The sequence below is a fragment of the Cupriavidus basilensis genome, from assembly GCF_000876015.1.
GTDB classification, from domain to species: Bacteria; Pseudomonadota; Gammaproteobacteria; order Burkholderiales; family Burkholderiaceae; genus Cupriavidus; species Cupriavidus basilensis_B.
The window spans coordinates 108,921-131,870 of the sequence record NZ_BBQM01000002.1 but is presented as its reverse complement, the minus strand read 5'-3'; the positions used below and the strand labels follow the sequence as shown (position 1 = coordinate 131,870).

Annotated in this window: 20 protein-coding genes; 16 read left to right on the top strand and 4 right to left on the bottom strand. The window is 68.7% G+C overall.

Features of this window, described 5'->3' with window-relative positions; translation table 11 throughout:
- On the top strand, positions 1–631 hold a 631-nt coding region (locus KF708C_RS01515), incomplete at its 5' end, for a 3'-5' exonuclease (protein WP_304524107.1).
- Positions 632–708: 77 nt separating this feature from the next.
- Here the strand turns inward: KF708C_RS01515 and KF708C_RS01510 are convergent.
- Entirely contained in the window at positions 709–1,785 is a 1,077-nt protein-coding gene (locus tag KF708C_RS01510; RefSeq protein WP_059410507.1) for a PDDEXK nuclease domain-containing protein, read from the bottom strand.
- Complete coding sequence (locus KF708C_RS01505) at positions 1,782–2,981, bottom strand: tyrosine-type recombinase/integrase (protein ID WP_059410506.1); 1,200 nt, start codon at positions 2,979–2,981, stop codon at positions 1,782–1,784. Before KF708C_RS01505 ends, KF708C_RS01510 begins: the two co-directional genes overlap by 4 nt.
- Positions 2,982–3,341: 360 nt before the next feature.
- Between KF708C_RS01505 and KF708C_RS01500 the strand changes: the two genes are divergently transcribed.
- Entirely contained in the window at positions 3,342–3,779 is a 438-nt protein-coding gene (locus KF708C_RS01500; protein WP_059410505.1) for a universal stress protein, read from the top strand.
- Between the two features lie 72 nt (positions 3,780–3,851).
- On the opposite strand, the gene KF708C_RS01495 is transcribed toward KF708C_RS01500, so the two are convergent.
- Positions 3,852–4,904: a serine/threonine protein kinase gene (locus KF708C_RS01495; protein WP_020205198.1), complete on the bottom strand. Its 1,053-nt coding sequence runs from the start codon at positions 4,902–4,904 to the stop codon at positions 3,852–3,854.
- A gap of 23 nt (positions 4,905–4,927) precedes the next feature.
- Positions 4,928–6,559, bottom strand: a complete 1,632-nt coding sequence (locus tag KF708C_RS01490; protein WP_059410504.1) for a DEAD/DEAH box helicase — start codon at positions 6,557–6,559, stop codon at positions 4,928–4,930.
- 348 nt (positions 6,560–6,907) lie between these two features.
- On the opposite strand from KF708C_RS01490, the gene KF708C_RS01485 reads away from it, so the two are divergent.
- From KF708C_RS01485 to gloA, 14 genes are all read left to right on the top strand, one after another.
- Complete coding sequence (locus KF708C_RS01485) at positions 6,908–8,596, top strand: ClcB-like voltage-gated chloride channel protein (protein WP_059410503.1); 1,689 nt, start codon at positions 6,908–6,910, stop codon at positions 8,594–8,596.
- 120 nt (positions 8,597–8,716) lie between these two features.
- A complete protein-coding gene (locus KF708C_RS01480) occupies positions 8,717–9,106 on the top strand; it encodes a hypothetical protein (RefSeq protein ID WP_059410502.1) in 390 nt (129 codons plus the stop codon).
- Between the two features lie 100 nt (positions 9,107–9,206).
- Positions 9,207–10,559, top strand: coding sequence for a tRNA (N6-isopentenyl adenosine(37)-C2)-methylthiotransferase MiaB (gene miaB / locus KF708C_RS01475; protein WP_059410501.1), 1,353 nt, complete (start codon positions 9,207–9,209; stop codon positions 10,557–10,559).
- A 54-nt stretch (positions 10,560–10,613) separates the two neighbouring features.
- A complete protein-coding gene (locus KF708C_RS01470) occupies positions 10,614–11,612 on the top strand; it encodes a PhoH family protein (RefSeq protein ID WP_059410500.1) in 999 nt (332 codons plus the stop codon).
- Between the two features lie 4 nt (positions 11,613–11,616).
- Complete coding sequence (gene ybeY / locus KF708C_RS01465; protein WP_059410499.1) at positions 11,617–12,369, top strand: rRNA maturation RNase YbeY; 753 nt, start codon at positions 11,617–11,619, stop codon at positions 12,367–12,369.
- A gap of 119 nt (positions 12,370–12,488) precedes the next feature.
- Positions 12,489–13,361, top strand: coding sequence for an HlyC/CorC family transporter (locus tag KF708C_RS01460; RefSeq protein WP_059410498.1), 873 nt, complete (start codon positions 12,489–12,491; stop codon positions 13,359–13,361).
- Positions 13,358–14,953 carry an apolipoprotein N-acyltransferase gene (gene lnt, locus KF708C_RS01455; protein WP_059410497.1) on the top strand — a complete coding sequence of 532 codons (1,596 nt, stop codon included), beginning with the start codon at positions 13,358–13,360 and terminating at the stop codon, positions 14,951–14,953. Before KF708C_RS01460 ends, lnt begins: the two co-directional genes overlap by 4 nt.
- A gap of 546 nt (positions 14,954–15,499) precedes the next feature.
- Complete coding sequence (gene glyQ / locus KF708C_RS01450; protein WP_020424012.1) at positions 15,500–16,438, top strand: glycine--tRNA ligase subunit alpha; 939 nt, start codon at positions 15,500–15,502, stop codon at positions 16,436–16,438.
- Positions 16,435–17,082 carry a hypothetical protein gene (locus KF708C_RS01445; RefSeq protein ID WP_059410496.1) on the top strand — a complete coding sequence of 216 codons (648 nt, stop codon included), beginning with the start codon at positions 16,435–16,437 and terminating at the stop codon, positions 17,080–17,082. Before glyQ ends, KF708C_RS01445 begins: the two co-directional genes overlap by 4 nt.
- A gap of 36 nt (positions 17,083–17,118) precedes the next feature.
- Positions 17,119–19,251: a glycine--tRNA ligase subunit beta gene (gene glyS, locus KF708C_RS01440; protein WP_059410495.1), complete on the top strand. Its 2,133-nt coding sequence runs from the start codon at positions 17,119–17,121 to the stop codon at positions 19,249–19,251.
- Between the two features lie 27 nt (positions 19,252–19,278).
- The gene (gene gmhB, locus KF708C_RS01435; protein ID WP_020206608.1) at positions 19,279–19,857 is read left to right on the top strand and encodes a D-glycero-beta-D-manno-heptose 1,7-bisphosphate 7-phosphatase; all 579 of its coding nucleotides are present in this window, start codon (positions 19,279–19,281) and stop codon (positions 19,855–19,857) included.
- Between the two features lie 34 nt (positions 19,858–19,891).
- Positions 19,892–20,644: a lysophospholipid acyltransferase family protein gene (locus tag KF708C_RS01430; RefSeq protein WP_020206609.1), complete on the top strand. Its 753-nt coding sequence runs from the start codon at positions 19,892–19,894 to the stop codon at positions 20,642–20,644.
- The gene (locus tag KF708C_RS01425) at positions 20,641–21,525 is read left to right on the top strand and encodes a M48 family metallopeptidase (RefSeq protein ID WP_029044374.1); all 885 of its coding nucleotides are present in this window, start codon (positions 20,641–20,643) and stop codon (positions 21,523–21,525) included. The genes KF708C_RS01430 and KF708C_RS01425 overlap by 4 nt, the downstream gene beginning before the upstream one ends.
- 978 nt (positions 21,526–22,503) lie before the next feature.
- A complete protein-coding gene (gene gloA, locus KF708C_RS01420) occupies positions 22,504–22,911 on the top strand; it encodes a lactoylglutathione lyase (RefSeq protein WP_029044337.1) in 408 nt (135 codons plus the stop codon).
- Positions 22,912–22,950 lie beyond the last annotated feature (39 nt).

The following is a 22,950-nucleotide window of genomic DNA, read 5'->3' as shown; positions in this document are numbered from 1 at the left end:
GAAGATTGCGCTGACCCAGGCGTCGCCGGGAATGTATGTGCGCAGACTCCGTTGGGCGGGGGATATCTTGAATGACCTAGAGGCGGCTGGGGCGAGCGTGTCGAAGCTCACGCGAAAATCCCTGTTAAGGGAATGCAATACGATCAAGATCGACGAAGCGGATGGGCTCGCCTATCTCCGCACATTCTTTGAAACGCTGTTTGTCAACTTGTCGATTGATTTTCGTCTTTTCTCGCTACTTCAAGAACATCACACAGCGTTTTTCGATAGCTCACAAGCGAGAATTGATCGGCTGAAGAGCGAAGGCAGCGAATTCATCGGAGACATCGAGACATTCAGAAAGGTATTTCAGAGCCGGACTGGCATAACCATTTCAACAATCCATGGCGTGAAAGGGGCAGAGTTTGACGCAGTGATCGCCTACGCCTTGTTGGAAGACATGGTGCCGCACTTCAATGACCCGAACGGACAAGAAAGCGCGATGAAATTGCTTTATGTCATCGGATCGCGTGCGAGGAAGAACTTGCACTTGATTTCGGAGCGCGGGCGCATCCGCCAGTATTCTGGTGAAGAGTATCAAGTCACCCGGAAGCTCGCGGCATGCGCCTTTGGCTATGACCAAATTCCATAGAGTGGGGGGGCACCGTCGAAGCCCAAATGGACGCTCCGTAAGGAATGCTTCCAGTTCGCCGACAACCTCCCACGGCGTCAAATTCGGCATTTTTTTGGGTTCTCTTCGTGCTGCTCGATCTGGACACGCGCACGTGCGGCCGCCTGCTGCAACCGTTCACCCAGCACCGCACGCGGCGGCAAAGTGGTCAGGTACTCAGCAACATGGATGCCGGACTTGTCCAACTCCAGCAACTCGATCTGCTCACGCTTCTTGCCGGTGCAGAGAATGATCCCCAGTGGGGAGGCCTCCTCCGGCTCGCGTTCGTGCTTGTCGAGCCAGCGTAGGTAAAGCTCCATCTGTCCCTTGTACGCGGCCTTGAACTCGCCGATCTTCAGCTCCACCGCCACCATCCGCCGCAGCTTGCGGTTGTAGAACAGCAGGTCGAGGTGGAAATCCTCGTCGTCGATCTGGATGCGCTTCTGACGGGCGACGAAGGAGAAGCCCGCGCCCAACTCCAGCAGGAAGGATTCCATTTCGCGGATGATCGCCGTCTCCAGGTCGCCTTCCTGCCAGGTGTCGCGCAGGCCCAGGAAGTCGAGGATGTATGGGTCGCGCATGACCAGCGCCGGCGACATGCGCTGCGCATCGCGCAGGGTCGCCAACTCTTGCGCAATTGTCTCGTCGGGTTTCTTAGATAGCGCCGTGCGCTCGTACAGCATCGAGTCGATGCGCTCGCGCAGTGTTCGAACACTCCAGCGTTCGACGCCGGCCATCTGCGCATAGTAATCCCGCTGCATCGGTTCCTTGAGCGCCAGCAGCAGGACGAAATGCGACCAGCTCAATTGTCGCGACAGTGTCGCGACAATTGGTTCCTCTGGGAAAGTGGCGGCGAACTTGACCATCCGGCGCAGATTCTTCTCCCCGAATCCACGCCCATAGTCACGGGCAAGCTGCTCAGCCAGGGTCGGCAGGATTTCCTCGCCGTACCCGGCCCGCTGCCCAGCCAGCACTTCCGTATGGATACGTTGGCCGATGCGCCAGAACAGCAGGGTCAGCTCGGCATTGACCGCCGAGGCGGCGCGCTGGTGCGACGCCTCGATCAGTGCCCGAATGTCGCCCAGCAACGCTACCGGCGCTGCTGGCGACGCGATGGATGCCTTGCGCCGGGTCATGCCACCACCTCTTTGGCTCGTTGCATCCCGGTGATCGTCTTGCGACGATTCGCCACCAGTTCGGCCGCGTCTCGCACCGGCTTGTCCTCCGTGTGGACGTAGCGCATGAACATCACAACGGTCTTGTGCGCCGTCAGCGCCATGCCGACCTTGACCGGGATGCCCGAATTGGCAATGTCGGTCGCCGAACGGTGGCGAATGCCGTGCGTGCCCACGTGCGTGGCGCCAGCCGCCTTGAGTGCACGGCTCCAGCCGCCGTAATACTCGCCCGTAGTCAGATGCTTGCCAGGGTGGCTCGGAGAAGGCAGCACGTAGCGGCTGCCCGGCTGCCGAGGTGCCGTCGAGAGTAGCTGGTAGGCTTCCTCGCTCATGGGCTTGGACATGCCGCCGGTCTTGCTGTCGGGCCAGACGACGCGCCGGTTCTGCAGGTCAACCCAGTCCCATTCCAGCGCGATGATTTCGGAGCGGCGACCAGCAAACTCGAATTGCAGGCGGATTCCCAAAGGGATGACGTAGCTTTCCAGCCCATCCGACTCGATCTTGTCGAGCTGCCGAAACAAGCTGCCCATTTCTTCATCGCTGATGAGGTGGGTGGATTTGCCGGCAGGGAACATCGGGACGTGACGGCACGGGTTGGTGCCGTCGGGCCGATAGCCCCAAACCTCGGCCATGTTGAACATCTTGCGCAGGACGCTGAAGACCTTGTTCGCCTCGGTCTGCTTGTACGAAAGCTTTTCCATCAACCCGGCGATGTCAGGACGCTTCACGTCCTGAACTTTCTTGCGGCCTAGCAGCGGGATGATGTTGCGATTGATGACGGCCTGATAGCCGGCCTGAGTGCTGAGCTTGTTGCGCTTCTTGGAGTAGTCCTCCATGAACTTCGTGCATAGCTCCTCGACCGTGGGGGCCTGGCGCGCCTCCGCTTTCTCTGCGGCGGGATCGCCGCCCCGACGGACCTGGGCCAGCCACTCCTGCGCCAGCGACCGCGCCTGTTCGACGGTGAGTTCCCCGTACAACCCTAGCGACGGCTTGCGGCGCTCGCCGGCGTTCGTCCGGTACTGGAGCATGAACACCTTGCGACCCGCCGGGGTAATCTTGCACAGGAAGCCGGGAACCAGCGTGTCCCGAAGTTCGACAGCCTCTGCCTGGGGTTGTGCCGCGTCGACAGCGGACTTAGTGAGTTTGATCTTAGCCATGATGACTCCTCGGAAAGACCCGGATTCCAAGGGCCGGATAGGAGTCAGGCGGCTGGAAGTCAGGTCAGATTTCGGAAAGCACCGGCATATGTTGAACTCGCCTAAGTTATTGATAAACCTGCTGTATCGAACTGGGGCGTAGGCCAGCGAATTTCGGTGCTGGAGTCATCGTGAAATAAAAAAACCCGCCGGCGGCGAGTGCCGAAATCGACATAACTTGATCTGGATCCTGGCAGGCGCCTGCCATCGGTGCCATCATTGCCCGCAATGGCCGCCCCCGGCTGTCCGCACGCCGTCCCGGCCTGCACCCCGGGGCGCAGCCACGCCAGGACAACCGTTGCTCAATCAGGAGATCGCCCCATGACCAATATCGTGCTTGCCACCGATGGTTCGCCCTTTGCCGATGCCGCCGCGCGCTTCATCATCGAAGGCCGCCTGCTGCAGAGCGGCTTCACCGTGCACGTGGTGCACGTGACGCCGGAAGTCACCGGACAGGTACGCGCCTTCGTCAGCAAGGAAACCATCGACGCCTGGCATCAGGAGGAAAGCGACAAGGCCATGAAGTCGGTGTCGGACATTCTCGCCGCGGGCGGCGTCGCCTTCGAGCGCCACGCGCTGCACGGCTTCGCGCCGGAGCGCATCGTGGCCTATGCCACCAGCGTGGACGCGCAGGGCATCGTCATGGGCACGCACGGGCGCGGCTCGTTCTTCGACGCGGTGATCGGCTCGGTGGCGGGTCGGGTGCTGGCGCATGCGCCGTGCCCGGTGGTGCTGGTCAAGGCGCAGGACAAGAAGTAAGGCCTGCGCGGTCCGCGCCGCTTGCTTTAGGCCGCGCTTGTGCCCGGGCTGATGTCCGGGTCCGGCCGGGCTTCATGCCGGCCAGAGCGGCGGCTCGTCCATCAGCGCGACCTGCTCGCGCAGTTCGAGGATGCGGTCCTGCCAGTAGCGCGCCGTGCCGAACCACGGAAAGGCCGCGGGGAAGGCCGGGTCGCGCCAGCGGCTGGCCAGCCACGCGCTGTAGTGCAGCAGGCGCAGCGTGCGCAGCGCCTCGATCAGGTGGAGCTGGCGCGGATGGAATTCCGCGAAGTCCTCGTAGCCGGCCAGGATGTCGGCCATCTGGCGCTGCATCGCGGCGCGGTCGCCTTCGAGCAGCATCCACAGATCCTGCACGGCCGGGCCCATGCGGCTGTCGTCGAAGTCGACGAAGTGCGGGCCGGGCGGACGCGCGCCGGCCTGCGATGCCTCTATCCACAGCACGTTGCCGCGATGGCAGTCGCCATGCAGGCGCAGCAGCGGCAGTTCGCCGGCGCGCTCGTAGCAGCGGCGCGCGCCGTCGATGGCGAGCGCCGCCACCGCTTCCCAGGCCGGGCGCAGGTCGTGCGGAATGCAGTCGTGCGCCAGCAGCCAGTCGCGCGGGGCCACGCCGAACGTGTCCACGTCGATGGCCGGGCGCGCGACGTAGGGCCGCGTGGCGCCGACCGCGTGGATGCGGCCGATGAAGCGGCCGAGCCAGGTCAGCGTGTCGGCGCGGTCGAGCTCGGGCTCGCGCCCGCCGCAGCGCGGGAACACCGCGAAGCGGAAGCCCGCGTGCGCCAGCAGCGTGCGGCCGTCGCGCGCGATGGCCGGCACCGCCGGGATCTCGGCGTCGGCCAGTTGCTGCACGAACGCGTGTTCCTCCAGGATGGCGGCGTCGCTCCAGCGGCCGGGCCGGTAGAACTTGGCCACCACCGGCGCGCTGTCTTCGATGCCGACCTGCCAGACCCGGTTCTCGTAGCTGTTGAGCGCCAGCAGGCGGCCGTCCGGCTGGAAGCCGGCGGCTTCCAGCGCGTCGAGCAGCAGGTCCGGCGTCAGGCCGGCGTAGGGCACGCCGCCATCATCGACGCCATCGCCCGTACCCGGAAGATCGAAGCCTGAGCTGGACATGATGCGCGGCCGCCGTAGGGGAATCAGCGGCCGGTCTTGCGCTGGCCGCCCAGCAGCGCGGCTTGCGGCGCCGGACGGCGGCCCTGGCCGCCGCGCGGCTGCGCGACGTTGCCGTTGACGTCGCCGCCACCGTTGCCGCCGCGGCCACCGCCGTTGCCGTTACCACCACCATTGCCATTGCCGGCGGCGCGGTTGCCGTTGGCCTGGCCGTTGCGCGGCGCGCCCTGGCCGGCCTGCGCCGGACGGCCGCCACCCTGCGCGGGACGCTGGCCCTGCGGCTGCGGCGCGCGGCGCTGGCCTTCGGCGCCGGCCGGCGCGGCGGTGCCGCGGCCTTGCGGCGCGCGGGCCGGACGCTGCTGGCGCTCGCCGCCTTCGGGCGCGCGCGCGCGCGGCTGGCCGCCGCCCGCGGGGGCCGGGGCGCGGCCACGGCCACCACCGCCACCGCCGCCATTGCCCTGGCCGCGGGCCTGCCGGCCCTTCTGGATCGGCTCGGGCGGGATCGACGGATCGACCTCGAAGCCCGGCAGCACGGTCTTTTCGATCTGGCGCTTGATCAGGCGCTCGATGTCGCGCAGCAGGCCGGCCTCGTCCACGCACACCAGCGAGATCGCCTCGCCCTCGGCGCCGGCGCGGCCGGTGCGGCCGATCCGGTGCACGTAGTCTTCGGGCACGTTGGGCAGGTCGTAGTTGACCACGTGGGGAAGCTGGTCGATGTCGATGCCGCGCGCGGCGATGTCGGTGGCCACCAGCAGGCGCAGCGTGCCGGCCTTGAACTCGGTCAGCGCGCGCGTGCGCGCGGACTGGCTCTTGTTGCCGTGGATCGCCAGCGCCGACAGGCCGTCCTTGTCGAGCTGCTCGGCCAGGCGGTTGGCGCCATGCTTGGTGCGCGTAAACACCAGCACCTGGTGCCAGTCGTTCTCGCGCACGAGATGGGCCAGCAGTTCGCGCTTGCGCTCGCGGTCCACCGGGTAGACGCGCTGCGCCACCGTTTCGGCCGTGGTGTTGCGGCGCGCCACCTCGATCGAGGCGGGGTTGTCGAGCAGCCGGTCGGCCAGGCCGCGGATCTCGTCCGAGAAGGTGGCCGAGAACAGCAGGTTCTGGCGCTTCGGCGGCAGCACGTTGAGGATCTTGCGGATGTCGTGGATGAAGCCCATGTCGAGCATGCGGTCGGCTTCGTCCAGCACCAGGATTTCCACGTGCGAGAGATCGATGGTGCGCTGGGACAGGTGATCCAGCAGGCGGCCGGGCGTGGCCACCACGATGTCGACGCCGCGCTTGAGCTGCTCGATCTGCGGGTTGATGCCGACGCCGCCGAACATCACCATCGAGCGCAGCTTGAGGTACTTGCCGTAGTTGCGCACGCTTTCCTCGACCTGCGCCGCCAGTTCGCGGGTGGGCGTGAGGACCAGGGCGCGCACCGGCAGGCGCTGGCCGCGCGCGGGTTCGCGGCTGGCCGGGGATTCGGACAGCAGTTGCAGCAGCGGCAGCGTGAAGCCGGCCGTCTTGCCGGTGCCGGTCTGCGCGCCGGCGAGCAGGTCGCCGCCCTTGAGGATGGCGGGGATGGCCTGCGCTTGAATCGGGGTCGGCGTGGTATAGCCCTGTTCGGCCACTGCACGCAGGAGCTTGTCGGACAAGCCAAGTTCGGAAAAAGACATGAATTGACGCTTCGGCCGCCCTTTGCGCACGCGGTGCGCCAATCGCGGGGGCGACGTGAGTGAGAAAACCGAAAACCGGCCAACACGGCCGGCGAAGCGAGGCGACTGCCCCCGCTTCTTTGGAGGAAAGACCGCTAGTGTAACAGCCTGGCGTCCGCGCGCAGGGGCCAACCTCGTTTGCGGCAAGATCCCGGCGCCGCCGCCCGCCGCGGCCCGGCGGGCAAACCCCGAAAAAAAGCGCCGCCCCCTGCGCTATGATGCTGCCAGCCAAGCCTTGCCCCGCCTGGCCCGTGGCCGCGGCGCGGGCGGGCGGCGGCGCATCCCCCCTCGCCCCCGGATGCAGACACGATGCGGTTCCGATTCATCGAAGACCAGGAAGTCACCCTTTTCACCGCCATCCCGGTGGGGATCGCCGCCGCCATCGTCACCACCCTGTTCAAGGAGGCGCTGGACGCCAGCGGGCTGGCCATGTTCGGCACGCGCGCCGACATCGTCACCGTGTTCGCCGGGCTGGCGCTGGCCTGGCGCGTGGCGATCCCGACGCTCGGCGGCGTGGTGGCGGGTCTGCTGCTGAGCGCCGCCGCGCGCCTCAACGCGGCCCAGCCCGGCGTGTCCGACTATATGGAAGCGGTGGCCAGCGGCACCGGACGCCTGCCGGTGCGCATCACGCTGCTGCGCGCGCTGTCCTCGTTCTGCTCGATCGTCACCGGCAGCTCGGTCGGCAAGGAAGGCGCCATGATCCAGCTCGCCGCGCTGTGCGGCTCGGTGTTCCCGTCGGCGCGCGGGCGCCCGGGGCCGGACGGCGACACCAACCTGCGGCGCATGCTCACCGCCTGCGCCGCCGCGGCCGGGCTGGCCTCGGTCTATCACACGCCGCTCTCGGCGGCGGTGTTCGTCGCCGAGGTGGTGTTCGGCGCGGTGGCGGTGCAGCGGCTGATGCCGCTGTTCCTGGCCTCGGTGGCCGGCACCGTGGTCAGCCAGCTGCACGGCGGCCTGCAGCCGCTCTACCCGGGGCTGAGCGTGCCGTCGGACCTGCTGCACCCGCCGATGCTGCTGGCCGCCGCGCTGCTGGGCGTGCTCGCGGGCGTGGCCGGCGCCGGCTTCATGCGCGCCTCGAGCCTGGCCAGGGCCGCCTTCTCGCACGTGCCCGGCGGGCTGGTGCCGCGCCTGGCGCTGGGCGGCGCGCTGGTGGGCGTGCTGGCGATGCGGGTGCCCGAGGTGGTGGGCAACGGCTACTACACCATCCAGTCCATCCTGCAGGCGCATGCGCTGAGCGTGCCGCTGGCGGCGGTGCTGCTGGCCAAGCTGGCGGCCACGGTGCTGAGCATGGGCTCGGGCGCGGTGGGCGGGGTGTTCACGCCGTCGCTGTTCGTGGGCGCGGCGCTGGGCCAGTTGCTGGCGCCGGCCGTGCCGGGCGGCGCCGGCGCGCCGCTGCTGCCGCTGGTGGGCATGGCCGCGTTCCTGGCCGCCACCAGCCAGGCGCCGCTGATGTCGGTGCTGATGGTGTTCGAGATGACGCTGGCGCCGGCGCTGCTGCTGCCGGGCATGATCGGCGCGGCGGCGGCGTACTACACCGCCTCGCGCTGCCAGACGCTGTCGCTCTACAGCGTGGTAGCGGAGCGCACCCAGGCCTCGGCCGCGGCCGAGCGCGCGCGCGCCCTGACGCTGGCCGGGCTGTGCGACCCGACCGACACCATCATCGGCCCCGACGCCACGCTCGCGCAGGCCAGCGACAAGTTCGCCGAGACCGGCACGCGCTATCTGTACGTGGTGTGCCCCGAGGGCCGCCTGCTCGGCGCGCTGTCGATCCACGCCGTGCAGCGCGCGCTGCGCGAGCAGCCGGGCGCGGCGCTGGCGGCGCTGTGCGAGCGCGACTTCCCCACGCTGACGCCGGAGTCCCACCTGCCCGACGCGCTGCAACTGTTTACCCACCACGCGCTCAACCGCATCCCGCTGGTGCGCGACGCGGCCGGGCGCGAGTTGATGGGTACGGTGTCGAAGCAGCGTGTGCTGCAAGAGGCATCCAGCCTGTTCTAGCGGCGGGCCTGCGGGGCGCCAGGGATGGCGCGAGCGGGTAGAATGGCGGGTTGCCCTTTGCTTGCCGAAGCCTTGCCGAGGCTGTTCCGAACCATTCCCGAACCTCTCGCCGGAGCCCCCATGCCAGCCAACCGCGCCGCGCGCCGCGCGCCGACCATCCGTGCCTGTCTGCTTGCCGCCACGCTGGCCACGCTTGCGGCGGGCGCCGCCCTGTTGCCGGCCGGCGCGCTGGCGCAGGTGCCGCTGCGCGTGATTCCCGCCGACGCGGCGCGCGCGCAGCTGGTGCTGGCCACGCCGTCGGCCAGCGCGCCGCTGTCGGCCACGCTCGACGGCAAGGCCGTGGGCGTGGCGCCGGGGCTGCGGCTGTTCGGCACCGACAACCAGTTGCTGCCGGTCGCCGCGGTAGCCGGCCAGAAGCTGCCGGTGCGCTTCAGGCTGGATCTCTACGGCCAGTTGCTGACGGCGTGGGTGCTGAGCGAGCAGGAGCAGAAGGAGAAGACGGCGCAGTGACCGCCGTCCGTGGCTGCCATTCGTGGCTGCAATCCGCGGCCACGACCGCATTCGTCCCCCAAACCCTGATGCCCCCAGGTAAACCACTGAGACCGGCACCATGAAGAAAGTATTCATCAAGACCTACGGCTGCCAGATGAACGAGTACGACTCGGACAAGATGGTAGACGTGCTCCACGCCACCGACGGCCTGGAGAAGACCGACAACCCCGAGGACGCCGACGTGATCCTCTTCAACACCTGCTCGGTGCGCGAGAAGGCGCAGGAGAAGGTGTTCTCGGAGCTGGGCCGCATGAAGGCGCTCAAGGCGCTCAAGCCCGAACTGGTGATCGGCGTGGGCGGCTGCGTGGCCAGCCAGGAAGGCGCGGCCATCGTGCAGCGCGCGCCCTACGTGGACGTGGTGTTCGGCCCGCAGACGCTGCACCGCCTGCCCGAGATGATCAACCGCCGCCGCCAGACCGGCCGCTCGCAGGTGGACATCTCGTTCCCCGAGATCGAGAAGTTCGACCACCTGCCGCCGGCGCGCGTGGAAGGCCCGAGCGCGTTCGTCTCGATCATGGAAGGCTGCTCCAAGTATTGCAGCTACTGCGTGGTGCCCTACACGCGCGGCGAGGAAGTCTCGCGCCCGTTCGAGGACGTGCTGGCGGAAATCGCCGGCCTGGCCGGACAGGGCGTGCGCGAGGTCACGCTGCTGGGCCAGAACGTCAACGCCTACCGCGGCGCGATGGGCGGCACCAGCGAGATCGCCGACTTCGCGCTGCTGATCGAGTACGTGGCCGAGATCCCCGGCATCGAGCGCATCCGCTACACCACCAGCCACCCGAAGGAATTCACGCCGCGCCTGATCGAGATGTACGCGCGCTGCCCGAAGCTGGTCAACCACCTGCACCTGCCGGTGCAGCATGCCTCGGACCGCATCCTGATGGCGATGAAGCGCGGCTACAGCGTGCTGGAGTACAAGAGCATCATCCGCAAGTTGCGCGCGATCCGCCCGGACATGTCGCTGTCGTCGGACTTCATCGTCGGCTTCCCCGGCGAGACCGACGCCGACTTCGACAAGCTGATGGCGATGATCGAGGAGATCGGCTACGACACCTCGTTCTCGTTCATCTTCAGCCCGCGCCCCGGCACGCCGGCGGCCAGCCTGTCCGACGACACGCCGCACGAGGTCAAGCTGCGCCGCCTACAGCGCCTGCAGGCCACCATCGAGGAAAACGTGCAGCGCATCAGCCGCGGCATGGTCGGCACGGTGCAGCGCATCCTGGTCGAAGGCCCGGCGCGCAAGGACCCGACCGAGCTGCACGGCCGCACCGAGAACAACCGCGTGGTGAACTTCGCGCTGCCCGGCGTGCCGCAGGCCGGCCGCGACCGCCTGGTGGGCGAGATGGTGGAGGTGGCGATCACCGAGGCCTTCCCGCACTCGCTGCGCGGCGAGATCGTGGTGCGCCAGTAGCGCCGCGCGAACCGCGCCCATGCAGACCGGAACGACAAGAACAAGACCGCCCAGATGAAGATCCCCTCAGCCGAATTCGTCGCCCCCAAGGACGACAACACCCGCCTGCAGAACCTGTGCGGGCCGCTGGACGAGAACCTGCGCCAGATCGAGCAGGCGCTCGACGTCACCATCCAGCGCCGCGGCCACCGCATGACGGTGCGCGGCGCCTACGCGCGCGAGGCCGCCGCGGCGCTCGAGCGCTTCTACAACCAGGCGCGCGGCGCGCTGTCGATCGACGACGTGCAGCTCGGCCTGGTGGAGGCGCGCCAGTCGGCCGCGCACGGCGGCTACGTGCCCGAGGGCGCCGATGCCGCCGAGGCCGGCACGGGCGAGGACAGCTCGCCGGTGCTGCACACGCGCCGCACCGGGCTGCAGGGCCGCACGCCGATGCAGCGCGACTACCTGCGCAACATCCTGGCCCACGATCTGACGCTGGGCATCGGCCCGGCCGGCACCGGCAAGACCTACCTGGCGGTGGCCTGCGCGGTGGACGCGCTCGAGCGCGACGCGGTCAAGCGCATCGTGCTCACGCGCCCGGCGGTGGAGGCTGGCGAGCGCCTGGGCTTCCTGCCCGGCGACCTGGCGCAGAAGGTCGACCCCTACCTGCGCCCGCTCTACGACGCGCTCTACGACCTGCTCGGCTTCGACCGCACGCAGAAGATGTTCGAGCGCCAGATGATCGAGATCGCGCCGCTGGCCTACATGCGCGGGCGCACGCTCAACCATGCCTTCATCATCCTCGACGAAGCGCAGAACACCACGCCGGAGCAGATGAAGATGTTCCTCACGCGCATCGGCTTCGGCTCCAAGGCGGTGATCACCGGCGACACCACGCAGATCGACCTGCCGCGCGGCCAGAAAAGCGGCCTGGTGGAGGCGCAGCACGTGCTGCGCGACGTGCGCGGCGTGGCCATGACGCGCTTTACGAGCATCGACGTGGTGCGCCATCCGCTGGTGGCGCGCATCGTGGATGCCTATGACGAATACCATGCCCAGCACCGGGATGCCTGACCGAATGACCGTAAACACCAATATCAAGAACGCCGCCGCCAGCCTGATCCTGTTCGACGCCGACGGGCGCGCGCGCAAGACCCAGGCGCATGCGCTGCGCGTGCAGCTGGCCGACGGCCGCAGCCTCACCGTGGACCTGTCGCAGGCCGCCGACGGCGTGCTCGCGCTGCTGGCCGAGCACACCGACGACCGCCAGCAGGCCGGCCTGCTGGTGCGCCCGGACAACCACGACGCGCTCTCGGTGGCCGTCACCGCCACCCCGCTGGTCACCACCACGGGCACGCCCGCCACGCCGCCCGAACTCGACCTCGCGCTGCAGTACGGCAACGGCATGCGGGGCCGCCGCGGCCTGCCCACGCAGCGCAAGGTGCAGACCTGGGTGAAATCGGCGCTGTACGCCGACGCCGCGCTGACCGTGCGCTTCGTCGGCGAGGAAGAAGGCCGCGGCCTGAACCGCAGCTACCGCGGCAAGGACTACGCCACCAATGTGCTGACCTTTGCCTACGCCGAGCACGAGTCCGACCCGGTCAGCGGCGACATCGTGCTGTGCTGCCCGGTGGTGGAGCGCGAAGCGCGCGAGCAGAAAAAGCCGCTCGAGGCACACTATGCCCACCTGATCGTGCACGGCGTGCTGCACGCGCAGGGCTACGAGCACGAGGACGACGCCGAGGCCGAGGAGATGGAGGCGATCGAGACCGAGACCCTGCAGGCGCTCGGTTTCGCCGATCCCTACCTCGTGCGCGGCAAGGCCGCCTGAGCCCGCCGCGCCCGGGGCCGCGCGGTGCGGCGCCCGCGCCGCACGGCCTTGCGCTGTCACGGAACGCAAACTCTTTTGGTGTATCCTTTGACCGATCTCCACCACGCGCTCGCCGCGCCATGAACGACCCTTATCCCAGTTCGAAGCCAGTCGACCGACCCCGATCCCTGCTCGAACGGCTCTCGGATTTCATCTCCCCCGAGCCCGAATCCCGCGTTGAACTGCTTGCGGTGCTGCAGGATGCGCACGCCCGCAACCTGATCGACGCCGACTCCCTCTCCATGATCGAGGGCGTGTTCCAGGTCTCCGAGCTGACCGCGCGCGACATCATGGTGCCGCGCGGCCAGATGGACATGGTCAACATCGCCGACGCGCCGGACAGCTTCATCCCCTTCATGCGGCAGACCGCGCACTCGCGCTTTCCCGTCTACGAGGGCAGCCGCGACAACGTCATCGGCATCCTGCTGGCCAAGGACCTGCTGCGCTACTACACGGACGAACAGTTCGACCTGCGCGAGACCCTGCGCCCGGCGGTCTTCATCCCCGAATCCAAGCGCCTGAACATCCTGCTGCGCGAGTTCCGCATCAACCGCAACCACATCGCGATGGTGGTGGACGAGTACGGCGGCGTCGCCGGGCTGGTCACGATCGAGGACGTGCTGGAGCAGATCGTGGGCGACATCGAGGACGAGTTCGACCTCGACGAGGACCACGACAACATCGTGCAACTGCCCGACGGCGGCTGGCGCGTGCACGGCCTGACCGAGATCGAGCAGTTCAACGAGGTCTTCGGCACCCACTTCTCCGACCAGGACGTGGACACCGTGGGCGGCCTGCTGAGCAACCACCTCGGCCACGTCCCGCACCGCGGCGAAGTGGTGGTGCTGCCGCCGGTGCGCTTCGAGGTCCTGCGCGCCGACGCGCGCCAGGTACACCTGCTGCTGGTGCGCCGCGAGGCGCCCGCCGTGCCGTCCGGCCTGGACGGCGCATGAGGAGCCCGTTCCCGGACCGGACCGGTGCGGCCGCCGCCGGGCGCGAACGCGCGCGCGGCGCCGGCCTGCCGCGCCTGCTGCTGGCCGCGGTGCTCGGCGTGGCCCACACCCAGGCCTACGCGCCCCACACCTGGTGGTGGCTGCAGTTGCTGTCGCTGGCCGGGCTGGTGGCGCTGGTCGCCGACGCGCCGCGCGCGCGCGGCGCCGCCGCCGCCGGCTACGCCTTCGGCCTGGGCTGGTTCCTGTCCGGCGTGTGGTGGCTCTACATCAGCATGCACGTCTATGGCGAGATGCCGGCCTGGATGGCGCTCCTGGCCGTGCTGCTGTTCGCCGCCTATCTCTCGCTCTACCCGGCGCTGGCCGCCGCGGCCTGGCACTGGCTGGGCGCGCGCGCGCGGGCTTCGGCGCTGCTGATGCCGCTGGCCTTCGGCGCCGCGTGGGGCCTGTCGGAATGGCTGCGCGGCGTGGTGTTTACCGGCTTCCCGTGGCTGGCCAGCGGCTATGCCCACAGCGACGGTCCGCTGGCCGGCTTCGCGCCGCTGGTCGGCGTGTACGGCATCGGCGCGCTGGCCGGCGCCGTGGCCGCGCTGCTGGCGGCGGCGGTGCGCGGCTTTGCCCGCAACGACCGGCGTGATGACCGGCGCGATGGCCGGCGCGGCGGCTGGCTCGCGCTGGCGGTCGCCGCCGCGCTGCCGCTGGCCGGCGCGGCGCTGGCGCCGCTGGCCTGGACCACGCCGGCCGGCAAGCCCATCTCGGTGCGGCTGCTGCAAGGCAACGTGGCGCAGGACATCAAGTTCGAGCCGGCCGGCGTGCAGCGCTCGCTGGAGCTGTACCGCGACCTGATCACGGCCACGCCGGCCGACCTCGTGGTCACGCCGGAAACCGCGTTCCCGGTCATCCTGCAGGACCTGCCGGTGGACATCGCCATCGCCGTGCGCGACTTCAGCGCGGCCAGCAGCACCACCGTGCTGTTCGGCGCGGCCGGCGCGGACTCGCCGGTGGACTTCACCAACAGCGTGTTCGGCCTGGGCCCGCTGACGCAGCAGCTCTACCGCTACAACAAGCACCACCTGGTGCCGTTCGGCGAGTTCATCCCGTTCGGCTTCCACTGGTTCGTCGACATGATGAAGATGCCGCTCGGGGATTTCCGCCGCGGCGGGCTGGACCAGGCGCCGCTGCCGGTGCGCGGCATCATGGTGGCGCCCAACATCTGCTACGAGGATCTGTTCGGCGAGGAAATCGCCGAGACCCTGCGCAGCCAGCCGGTGCCGGCCAACATCCTGGCCAACGTGACCAACCTGGCGTGGTTCGGCGACACCATCGCGCTGGACCAGCATCTGCAGATCTCGCGCATGCGCGCGCTGGAGACGCGCCGGCCGATGCTGCGCTCGACCAACACCGGCATGACCGCCGTGGTCGCGCCCGACGGCGTGGTGAGCGCGCGCCTGCCCACCTTCACGGTCGGCACGCTGACGGCCACCGTGCAGGGCACGCAGGGCTTCACGCCGTTCGTGCGCTGGGGCAACGTGCCGGCGCTGGCGGGCTGCGTGCTGGTGCTGGCCGCCGCCTGGCGGCGGCGCGCGCGCGGCTAGGCAGCGGGCCCGGGCCGGGCTAGGCCGAGACGCCCGCCACGGCGGACAGCAGCGCGGCGGCGATCATCACGGCGATGGCGACGAGATAGGGCTTGCGAGAAAGAAGCGACATGACCAGTGTCCCCGTTTGGGTGTCCGTGTGGATGAATTCGGATGGTTCGGCCGCTGCGGCAGCAATGACGGCGCTGCGCGCGGCTCTGCCTAATACTGTATACAAAAACGCTATCGACAAGTATCGGCAGGGACTTTAGGGGGCTTCGGTGTTTACCCGATTCGTTGCGGAGCGCCGACAGCGCCCCCGACAGCGCCCCGATGCCACCCGAAACGCCCCGCCAGCGCGCCATGACATGCAAGGGCCGTGCCGATGACGGGCCTGGCGGAAAAAACCGATAGAATTCGGGGTTTGGCACGAACTCCGTGCGACGCCCCGGCGACTTCTGGCGACTTTTGCCGCCGCGGCGGCGCCCTCGCCTGCCGGCCCTGCGTGATCGAGCACCCCATGCGGGCCCCTACTTGTCTTCGCCGTCGTCTTTGCCGTCTTCGCCTATGCTGACCTTCCAACAAATGATCCTCACCCTGCAGTCCTACTGGGACCGGCAGGGCTGCGCACTCTTGCAACCCATCGATCTGGAGGTCGGCGCCGGAACCTCGCACGTGCACACCTTCCTGCGCGCGATCGGGCCGGAGCCGTGGCGCGCCGCCTACGTGCAGCCGTCGCGCCGCCCCAAGGATGGCCGCTACGGCGAGAACCCCAACCGCCTGCAGCACTATTACCAGTACCAGGTGGTGCTCAAGCCCGCGCCCGAGAACATCCTGGAGCTGTACCTGGGCTCGCTCGAGGCGCTGGGCCTGGACCTCAAGCAGAACGACATCCGCTTCGTCGAGGACGACTGGGAGAACCCCACGCTGGGCGCCTGGGGCCTGGGCTGGGAAGTCTGGCTCAACGGCATGGAAGTGACCCAGTTCACCTACTTCCAGCAGGTCGGTGGCATCGACTGCAAGCCGATCACCGGCGAGATCACCTACGGCATCGAGCGGCTGGCGATGTACCTGCAGAAGGTCGAGAACGTCTACGACCTGGTCTGGACCGAGTGGGAAGAGAACGGCAAGACCCGCCGCCTGACCTACGGCGACGTGTACCACCAGAACGAGGTGGAGCAGTCCACCTACAACTTCGAGCAGAGCAACACCGAGATCCTGTTCCGCCATTTCGCCGAGCATGAGGCCGAGGCCAAGCGCCTGATGGGCGCCGCCGAAGGACAGGAAGCCGAGGCCGCCAGGCGCCTGCCGCTGCCCGCCTACGAGCAGCTGCTCAAGGCCGCGCACACCTTCAACCTGCTGGACGCGCGCGGCGCCATCTCCGTCACCGAGCGCGCCGCCTACATCGGCCGCATCCGCAACCTGTCGCGCTCGGTCGCGCAGGCCTATTACGAATCGCGCGAGGCGCTGGGCTTCCCGATGTGCGACCGCGAGGCCGCCGCATGACGCGCGCCGCGCGCGGCGCCTGGCGCCGGGGCGCTGCCCTGGCGGTGCTGGCCCTGGCCGCGCGCGGCGCGGCCGGCGCCACCGTGCCCGTGCCCAGCCCGCAGGCGCTGTACCTGCCGGCCGACCTGTCCAACGTGTGCGAGGCCAACCCGCAGGCGCTGCAGCAGGCCATCGACCGGCACTGGCATGGTGCGTTCGGCCCCAACAACGCGCTCGACCAGTGGACCCAACTGGTGCGCACGTTCTCGTGCGACCTGTCCGGCTCCAAGGACCTGGGCTGGCACCGCGTGCCGCTGCGCGCCTACGAGAGCGCGATCCGCTACCCGCTGACCTGGACCGAGACGCAGACCGTCAACGGCCGCGTGAAGCGCCTGGTCAAGACCTATTATTCCGCCGCGCAACTGCCGCCCCGGATCGATTTCTGGGTCAGCGGCCGCATCGACGAGATCCGCTACGACCGGCGCCTGCGCCGGCTCGACGCTCGCTTCTTCGCGCCGCGCCCGGGCGCGGGCGCGTCCGGCGCGCGCGGCAGCAGCCCCGCCGGCGCGGACACGCAGTGCGTGGCGACCACGCTGCAATTCCGCCAGCAGAACGGCCTGTGGCTGCTGTCCGGCGTAGAACCCACTACCGCACCGCGCTGCTGACGCGCAGCGCGTGCCCCAACTTGCTGGAAACGATTCATGTCGCAACTCCTGACCGATTCGAACGATACGCTGCTGATCGAGCTGTTCACCGAAGAGCTGCCGCCCAAGGCGCTGGCGCGCCTGGGCGAAGCCTTCGCGCAGGGCCTGTTCGCCGGCCTCTCGGCGCAGGGCCTGCTGGGTGACGGCGCGGCCGTGACCGCGTTCGCCACGCCGCGCCGCCTGGCCGCGCAAGTGACCCGCGTGCGCCGCAACGCGCCCGACCGCGAGCAGCGCGAGAAGGTGCTGCCGCTGTCGGTGGCGCTCGACGCCAACGGCGAGCCGACCCCGCCGCTGGCCAAGAAGCTGGCCGCGCTGGCCAGGTCGGTGGGCGTGGAATCGATCGACTGGCGCAGCCTGGAGCGCGCCTCCGACGGCAAGGCCGACGCCTTCTTCCACCGCTACACCGCGCGCGGCGCCGAGCTGGTCGCGGGCCTGCAGGCGGCGCTCGACGACACTATCGCCAAACTGCCCATCCCCAAGGTGATGAGCTACCAGCGCCCGGACGGCAGCACCGTGCACTTCGTGCGCCCCGCGCACCGCCTGATCGCGCTGCTGGGCGCCGAAGTCGTGCCGGTGACGGCACTCGGCCTGCAGGCCGGCCGCACCACGCAGGGCCACCGCTTCCTGTCCGACGGCGCGATCGAGATCGCCCACGCCGGCGAATACGCCGCCGTGCTGGAAAGCCGGGGCCGCGTGCTGGCCGGCTACGCCGCGCGCCGCGAGCGCATCCGCGCCGCGCTGCTGGAACAGGCCGGCGACGACCGCGTCATCATGCCCGACGCGCTGCTCGACGAAGTCAACTCGCTGGTGGAATGGCCGGTGGTCTACGCCTGCCATTTCGAGGCAGCCTTCCTCGAAGTGCCGCAGGAATGCCTGATCCTGACCATGCAGACCAACCAGAAGTACTTCGCGCTGACCGACGCCGCCGGCCACCTGCGCAACCGCTTCCTGATCGTCTCCAACCTCGCCACCGACACGCCGCAGTCCATCATCACCGGCAACGAGCGCGTGGTGCGCCCGCGCCTGGCCGACGCCAAGTTCTTCTTCGACCAGGACCGCAAGAAGACCCTGGCCTCGCGCGTGCCGCAACTGGGCAGCGTGGTCTACCACAACAAGATCGGCTCGCAGCTCGACCGCGTGCAGCGCCTGCAGCAGATCGCCGGCCACATCGCCGACGCGCTGGCCGCGGCCGGCATCGCCGTGGACAAGGCCGCCGCCATGCGCGGCGCCGAGCTGGCCAAGGCCGACCTGCTGACCGACATGGTGGGCGAGTTCCCCGAGCTGCAGGGCACGATGGGCACCTACTACGCGCGCCACGACGGCGAGGCCGAGGAAGTGGCGCTGGCCTGCTCCGAGCACTACCGCCCGCGTTTCGCCGGCGACGCGCTGCCGGCCGGCCCGGTGAGCCTGGCCGTGGCGCTGGCCGACAAGCTCGAGACGCTGGTCGGCATCTGGGGCATCGGCCTGTCGCCGACCGGCGAGAAGGATCCGTTCGCGCTGCGCCGCCACGCGCTGGGCATCCTGCGCATGCTGGTGGAGACGCCGCTGCCGCTGGCGCTGGACACGCTGCTGGAGATCGCGCAGCAGTCGTTCGCCGGCATCGCCGCGGTCAAGCCCGCGCAGGACGCCATCGCCGACTTCCTCTACGACCGCCTGCGCGGCTACCTCAAGGACAAGGGCTACACCACCAACGAGGTGGAAGCGGTGGTGAGCCAGCGCCCGCGGCGCCTGGACGACATCCTGGCCCGCCTGGAAGCGGTGCGCACCTTCGCCGCGCTGCCGCAGGCCGAGGCGCTGGCCGCGGCCAACAAGCGCATCACCAACATCCTGCGCAAGAACACCGAGCCGGTGGGCCAGGTGCAGCCCGCGCTGCTGCAGGAAGCCGCCGAGAGCGCGCTGCATGCCGCCGTCGAGAGCGTGCGCCCGCAGGTGGAGGCCGCCTTCGCCGGCGGCGACTTCGCCGCCGCGCTGCGCGACCTGGCGCAGTTGCGCGACGCGGTGGACCGCTTCTTCAACGACGTCATGGTGATGGCCGAGGACGCGCAGCTGCGCGCCAACCGGCTCGCGCTGCTGGCCTCGCTGCACGTGCTGGCCAACCGCGTGGCCGACATCTCCAAGCTCGCCGCGTAGGCGGGCGCACCGAACCGGGAGACCATCATGCCGCAGACTCCGCCCAAGCTCGTCATCCTCGACCGCGACGGGGTGGTCAACCTCGACAGCGACCAGTTCATCAAGACGCCGGACGAATGGATCGCCATCGAAGGCAGCCTGGAAGCGATCGCCTCGCTCAACCAGGCCGGCTACCGCGTGGTGATCGTCAGCAACCAGTCCGGCATCGGCCGCGGCCTGTTCGAGATGAGCGCGCTCAACGCCATGCATGAAAAGATGCACAAGGCGCTGGCCCATCTCGGCGGGCGCGTCGACGCCGTGTTCTTCTGCCCGCATACCGCCGCCGACGGCTGCGACTGCCGCAAGCCCAAGCCCGGCATGCTGGAGCAACTGGCCGAGCGCTTCGGCGTGGAGCTCAAGGGCGTGCCGCTGGTGGGCGACTCGCTGCGCGACCTCGAAGCCGGCGTGGCGGTGGCCTGCGCCCCGCACCTGGTGCTGACCGGCAAGGGCCGGGAGACCCTGGCCAAGGGCGGCCTGCCGGCCGGCACGCTGGTCCACGATGACCTGCGCGCGTTCGCGCGCTGGCTGCTCACCGGCGACGGCGCCCCGCGCCTGGCCGCCTCCTGAATCCCCTGCGCCCTTTCGCCCTTTCCCCGCACCGATGATCTTTCTCCGCTCCCTGCTGTTCGCGCTGTACCTGCTGGTGCTGACGCCGCCCTACGCCTGCGCGTGCTTCATCGCCTTTCCGTTCATGAGCGCCAACCGCCGCTACGCCTTCGTGCGCGGCTGGCCGCGGCTGGTGATCGCCGCCGCCACGCTGATCTGCGGCATCCGCTACCGCTTCGAGGGCTACGAGAACTTCGACGGCGTGCTCGACAAGCCGGTGGTGGTGCTGTCCAAGCACCAGTCGGCCTGGGAGACCGTGGCCTACGTCGCCACCATGCCCAAGCCGATGTGCTTCGTGTTCAAGCGCGAGCTGCTGATGGTGCCGTTCTTCGGCTGGGCGCTGGGCATGCTCAAGATGGTGCACATCAACCGCAAGGAAGGCACGCGCGCGTTCGCCTCGGCCGTGCGCCAGGGCCGCGAGCGGCTGGCCGAGGGCGCCTGGATCATCATGTTCCCGGAAGGCACGCGCACGCCCGCGGGCATGGAAAAGCCGCGCTACAAGAGCGGCGGCGCGCGCCTGGCGGTGGAGGCCGGCGCGTGGGTGGTGCCGATCGCGGTCAACTCCGGCCGCCTGTGGCCGCGCAACGCCTTCATGAAGTACCCTGGCACCATCACGGTCTCCGTGGGCGCGCCGATTTCCTCGGCCAACAAGACCGCCGACCAGCTCAACCAGGAGGTGGAGACGTGGATCGAGCAAGATATGCGTAGAATCGACGCCCAGAGCTACCGGAGCCGCGAGCCCGCATGAAATTGCTGCGCCAATCCCCCGACGCCCCTGGTTCCCAGATGGAGTTGCCGCTGTCCGACGCCCTCGCGGGCGACGGCGCGGCATCCGGCGCGGCGCCGGGCGGATGCACACCGGCGCAGCCCCTCCTGCCCGGCGCCCAGCCCTGGCCGCTGCCGCAGCCCAACGCCCGCCGCCTGCAGGTGGGCGAACGCAGCGTGCACTACACGCTCAAGCGCTCGTCGCGCCGGACCATCGGCTTCACCGTCGACGACCGCGGCCTGTCCATCACCGCGCCGCGCTGGGTGACGCTGGCCGACATCGAATCCGCGATCCTCGAAAAGCAGCGCTGGATCTTCAACAAGCTCGGCGAGTGGCGGCACCGCGAAGCCCGGCGCGTGCTGCCCACCGTGCAATGGCGCGAAGGCGCCAGCCTGCCCTTCCTGGGCCAGGCCATCACGCTGCAGCTCGAGTCCCCCGCCGGCATCCTGCTGTTCGACGCCGACACCCGCGTGCTGCACCTCGCGCTGCCGCCGCACGCCGACGAGCAGCAGATCAAGGACCGCGTGCAGGGCTGGCTGCAGCATCAGGCCAGGCGCCTGCTGTCCCAGCGCCTGGACGTCTACGCCGAAAAGCTCGGCGTGCGGCACAGCGCGTTCGCGCTCACCTCCGCCGCCACGCGCTGGGGCAGTTGCACCGCCGACGGCAAGATCCGGCTGAACTGGCGGCTGATGCATTTTCCGATGTCGATGATCGACTATGTGGCGGCGCATGAGCTGGCGCATCTCAAGGAGATGAACCATAGTCCCAGGTTCTGGGATACGGTGGCGTCGATTTTTCCTGAGTTTCGGGATGCGAGGGCGCAGTTGCGGGCGCATCCGCCGGAGTTGTTGCCGACTTTTTGAGAGGGGGTTTGACGTCAGTCTGCTGAGCTTCAAAGTCAACGGCTTTAACGTCAAAGGCTTAAAGTCAAAGTCAAAGTCAACCTCAAAGTCAAAGGCTTTCGCTCCCCCGGAGCGACCTACTTTCTTTTCCCCGAAAAGAAAGTAGGCAAAGAAAGCGGGCTGCCTAGCCGGCAGGGGCAGAGCCGAACAGGGTTTCTCGGGTTGGTGGTTTCGTGGTGGGGGTGGTGGTTCTGCTGGGGTTCTGCCGGTACCGGTTTTGGCGGCCACGTTCTCTCGGACGGTGTTCGATTCGTGGTGGCGCTGCATGATGGCGTTGGTCCAGGCCCTTCAGGCTGCTGCCGCGACCGGGGCGGAGGGATGCGTCGTAGGAACGATGCTGGTTTCGTGGTGGGCGTGGTGGCCCCCCATTCGATCTCACTGCCAAACGGTTTTGACTTGAGAGGCAATCCGGTTCAAAGCAACCCAGCACACCCGCGCGGGGTCCACCACGCCCACCACGAAACCAGTGCCGGTGCTACGCCGTGACCGCCAAAACCGGTAACGGCAGATGCCCGAACCAGCAGTCCGCCCGCCATCATAGGTCTGACCCCGAAACCACCACCGCCAGCCAGATCGTGGCCAGCCGAACCGGTAACGGCAGCAGGCCAGCAGAACCACAGGCCCCACCACGAAACCACCAACAAGAGAAACCCCAACGTTTCTGCCCCTGCCGGCCAGGCAGCCCGCTTTCTTTGCCTACTTTCTTTTCGGGGAAAAGAAAGTAGGTCGCTCCGGGGGAGCGAAAGCCTTTGACTTTGAAGTTGACTTTGACTTTGACTTTGACTTTGACTTTGACTTTAAGCCTTTGACGTTCAGCCTTTGACGTTAAAGCCGTTGACTTTGAAGCTCAGCAGACTGACGTCATGCAGCCACCTTTGAAGCCCACCCCCCATCCCGTCTAAAATACCCTCCTCCCCCACCAACAACCAAACCCCAAAAATGCGTCTCCTCCACACCATGCTCCGCGTCGGCGACCTCCAGCGCTCGATCGACTTCTACACCCGCATCCTCGGCATGCAACTGCTGCGCCAGAGCGACAACCCCGAATACAAGTACCGCCTGGCCTTCGTCGGCTATGGCCCGGAATCCGAGACGGCCGTGCTGGAGCTGACCTACAACTACGGCGTCGACAAGTACGAGATGGGCACCGCCTACGGCCACGTCGCGCTGGAGACCGACGACGCCGCGGCGGCCTGCGAGCGTATCCGCGCGGCTGGCGGCAAGGTCACGCGCGAGGCGGGCCCGGTCAAGGGCGGCACTACCGTGATCGCCTTCGTGGAGGACCCGGACGGCTACAAGATCGAGCTGATCGAGCGCCACTCCACGCGCGACGCGGCGCGTCCTTGAGGTGGGCGCGCCGGCGCTGAGCCGCCGTCCGCTGGACGG

Excerpts from the sequence above, each read along its gene's own strand:
- glyS (WP_059410495.1), top strand. The coding sequence starts at position 17,119 with ATGTCGCAACTCCTGACCGATTCGAACGATACGCTGCTGATCGAGCTG.
- KF708C_RS01480 (WP_059410502.1), top strand. The coding sequence starts at position 8,717 with ATGCCAGCCAACCGCGCCGCGCGCCGCGCGCCGACCATCCGTGCCTGT.
- KF708C_RS01470 (WP_059410500.1), top strand. The coding sequence starts at position 10,614 with ATGAAGATCCCCTCAGCCGAATTCGTCGCCCCCAAGGACGACAACACC.
- KF708C_RS01460 (WP_059410498.1), top strand. The coding sequence starts at position 12,489 with ATGAACGACCCTTATCCCAGTTCGAAGCCAGTCGACCGACCCCGATCC.
- KF708C_RS01425 (WP_029044374.1), top strand. The coding sequence starts at position 20,641 with ATGAAATTGCTGCGCCAATCCCCCGACGCCCCTGGTTCCCAGATGGAG.
- KF708C_RS01505 (WP_059410506.1), bottom strand. The coding sequence starts at position 2,981 with ATGGCTAAGATCAAACTCACTAAGTCCGCTGTCGACGCGGCACAACCC.
- miaB (WP_059410501.1), top strand. The coding sequence starts at position 9,207 with ATGAAGAAAGTATTCATCAAGACCTACGGCTGCCAGATGAACGAGTAC.
- glyQ (WP_020424012.1), top strand. The coding sequence starts at position 15,500 with ATGCTGACCTTCCAACAAATGATCCTCACCCTGCAGTCCTACTGGGAC.
- KF708C_RS01445 (WP_059410496.1), top strand. The coding sequence starts at position 16,435 with ATGACGCGCGCCGCGCGCGGCGCCTGGCGCCGGGGCGCTGCCCTGGCG.
- ybeY (WP_059410499.1), top strand. The coding sequence starts at position 11,617 with ATGACCGTAAACACCAATATCAAGAACGCCGCCGCCAGCCTGATCCTG.
- lnt (WP_059410497.1), top strand. The coding sequence starts at position 13,358 with ATGAGGAGCCCGTTCCCGGACCGGACCGGTGCGGCCGCCGCCGGGCGC.
- KF708C_RS01485 (WP_059410503.1), top strand. The coding sequence starts at position 6,908 with ATGCGGTTCCGATTCATCGAAGACCAGGAAGTCACCCTTTTCACCGCC.
- KF708C_RS01510 (WP_059410507.1), bottom strand. The coding sequence starts at position 1,785 with ATGACCCGGCGCAAGGCATCCATCGCGTCGCCAGCAGCGCCGGTAGCG.
- gmhB (WP_020206608.1), top strand. The coding sequence starts at position 19,279 with ATGCCGCAGACTCCGCCCAAGCTCGTCATCCTCGACCGCGACGGGGTG.
- gloA (WP_029044337.1), top strand. The coding sequence starts at position 22,504 with ATGCGTCTCCTCCACACCATGCTCCGCGTCGGCGACCTCCAGCGCTCG.
- KF708C_RS01430 (WP_020206609.1), top strand. The coding sequence starts at position 19,892 with ATGATCTTTCTCCGCTCCCTGCTGTTCGCGCTGTACCTGCTGGTGCTG.
- KF708C_RS01490 (WP_059410504.1), bottom strand. The coding sequence starts at position 6,559 with ATGTCTTTTTCCGAACTTGGCTTGTCCGACAAGCTCCTGCGTGCAGTG.
- KF708C_RS01495 (WP_020205198.1), bottom strand. The coding sequence starts at position 4,904 with ATGTCCAGCTCAGGCTTCGATCTTCCGGGTACGGGCGATGGCGTCGAT.
- KF708C_RS01500 (WP_059410505.1), top strand. The coding sequence starts at position 3,342 with ATGACCAATATCGTGCTTGCCACCGATGGTTCGCCCTTTGCCGATGCC.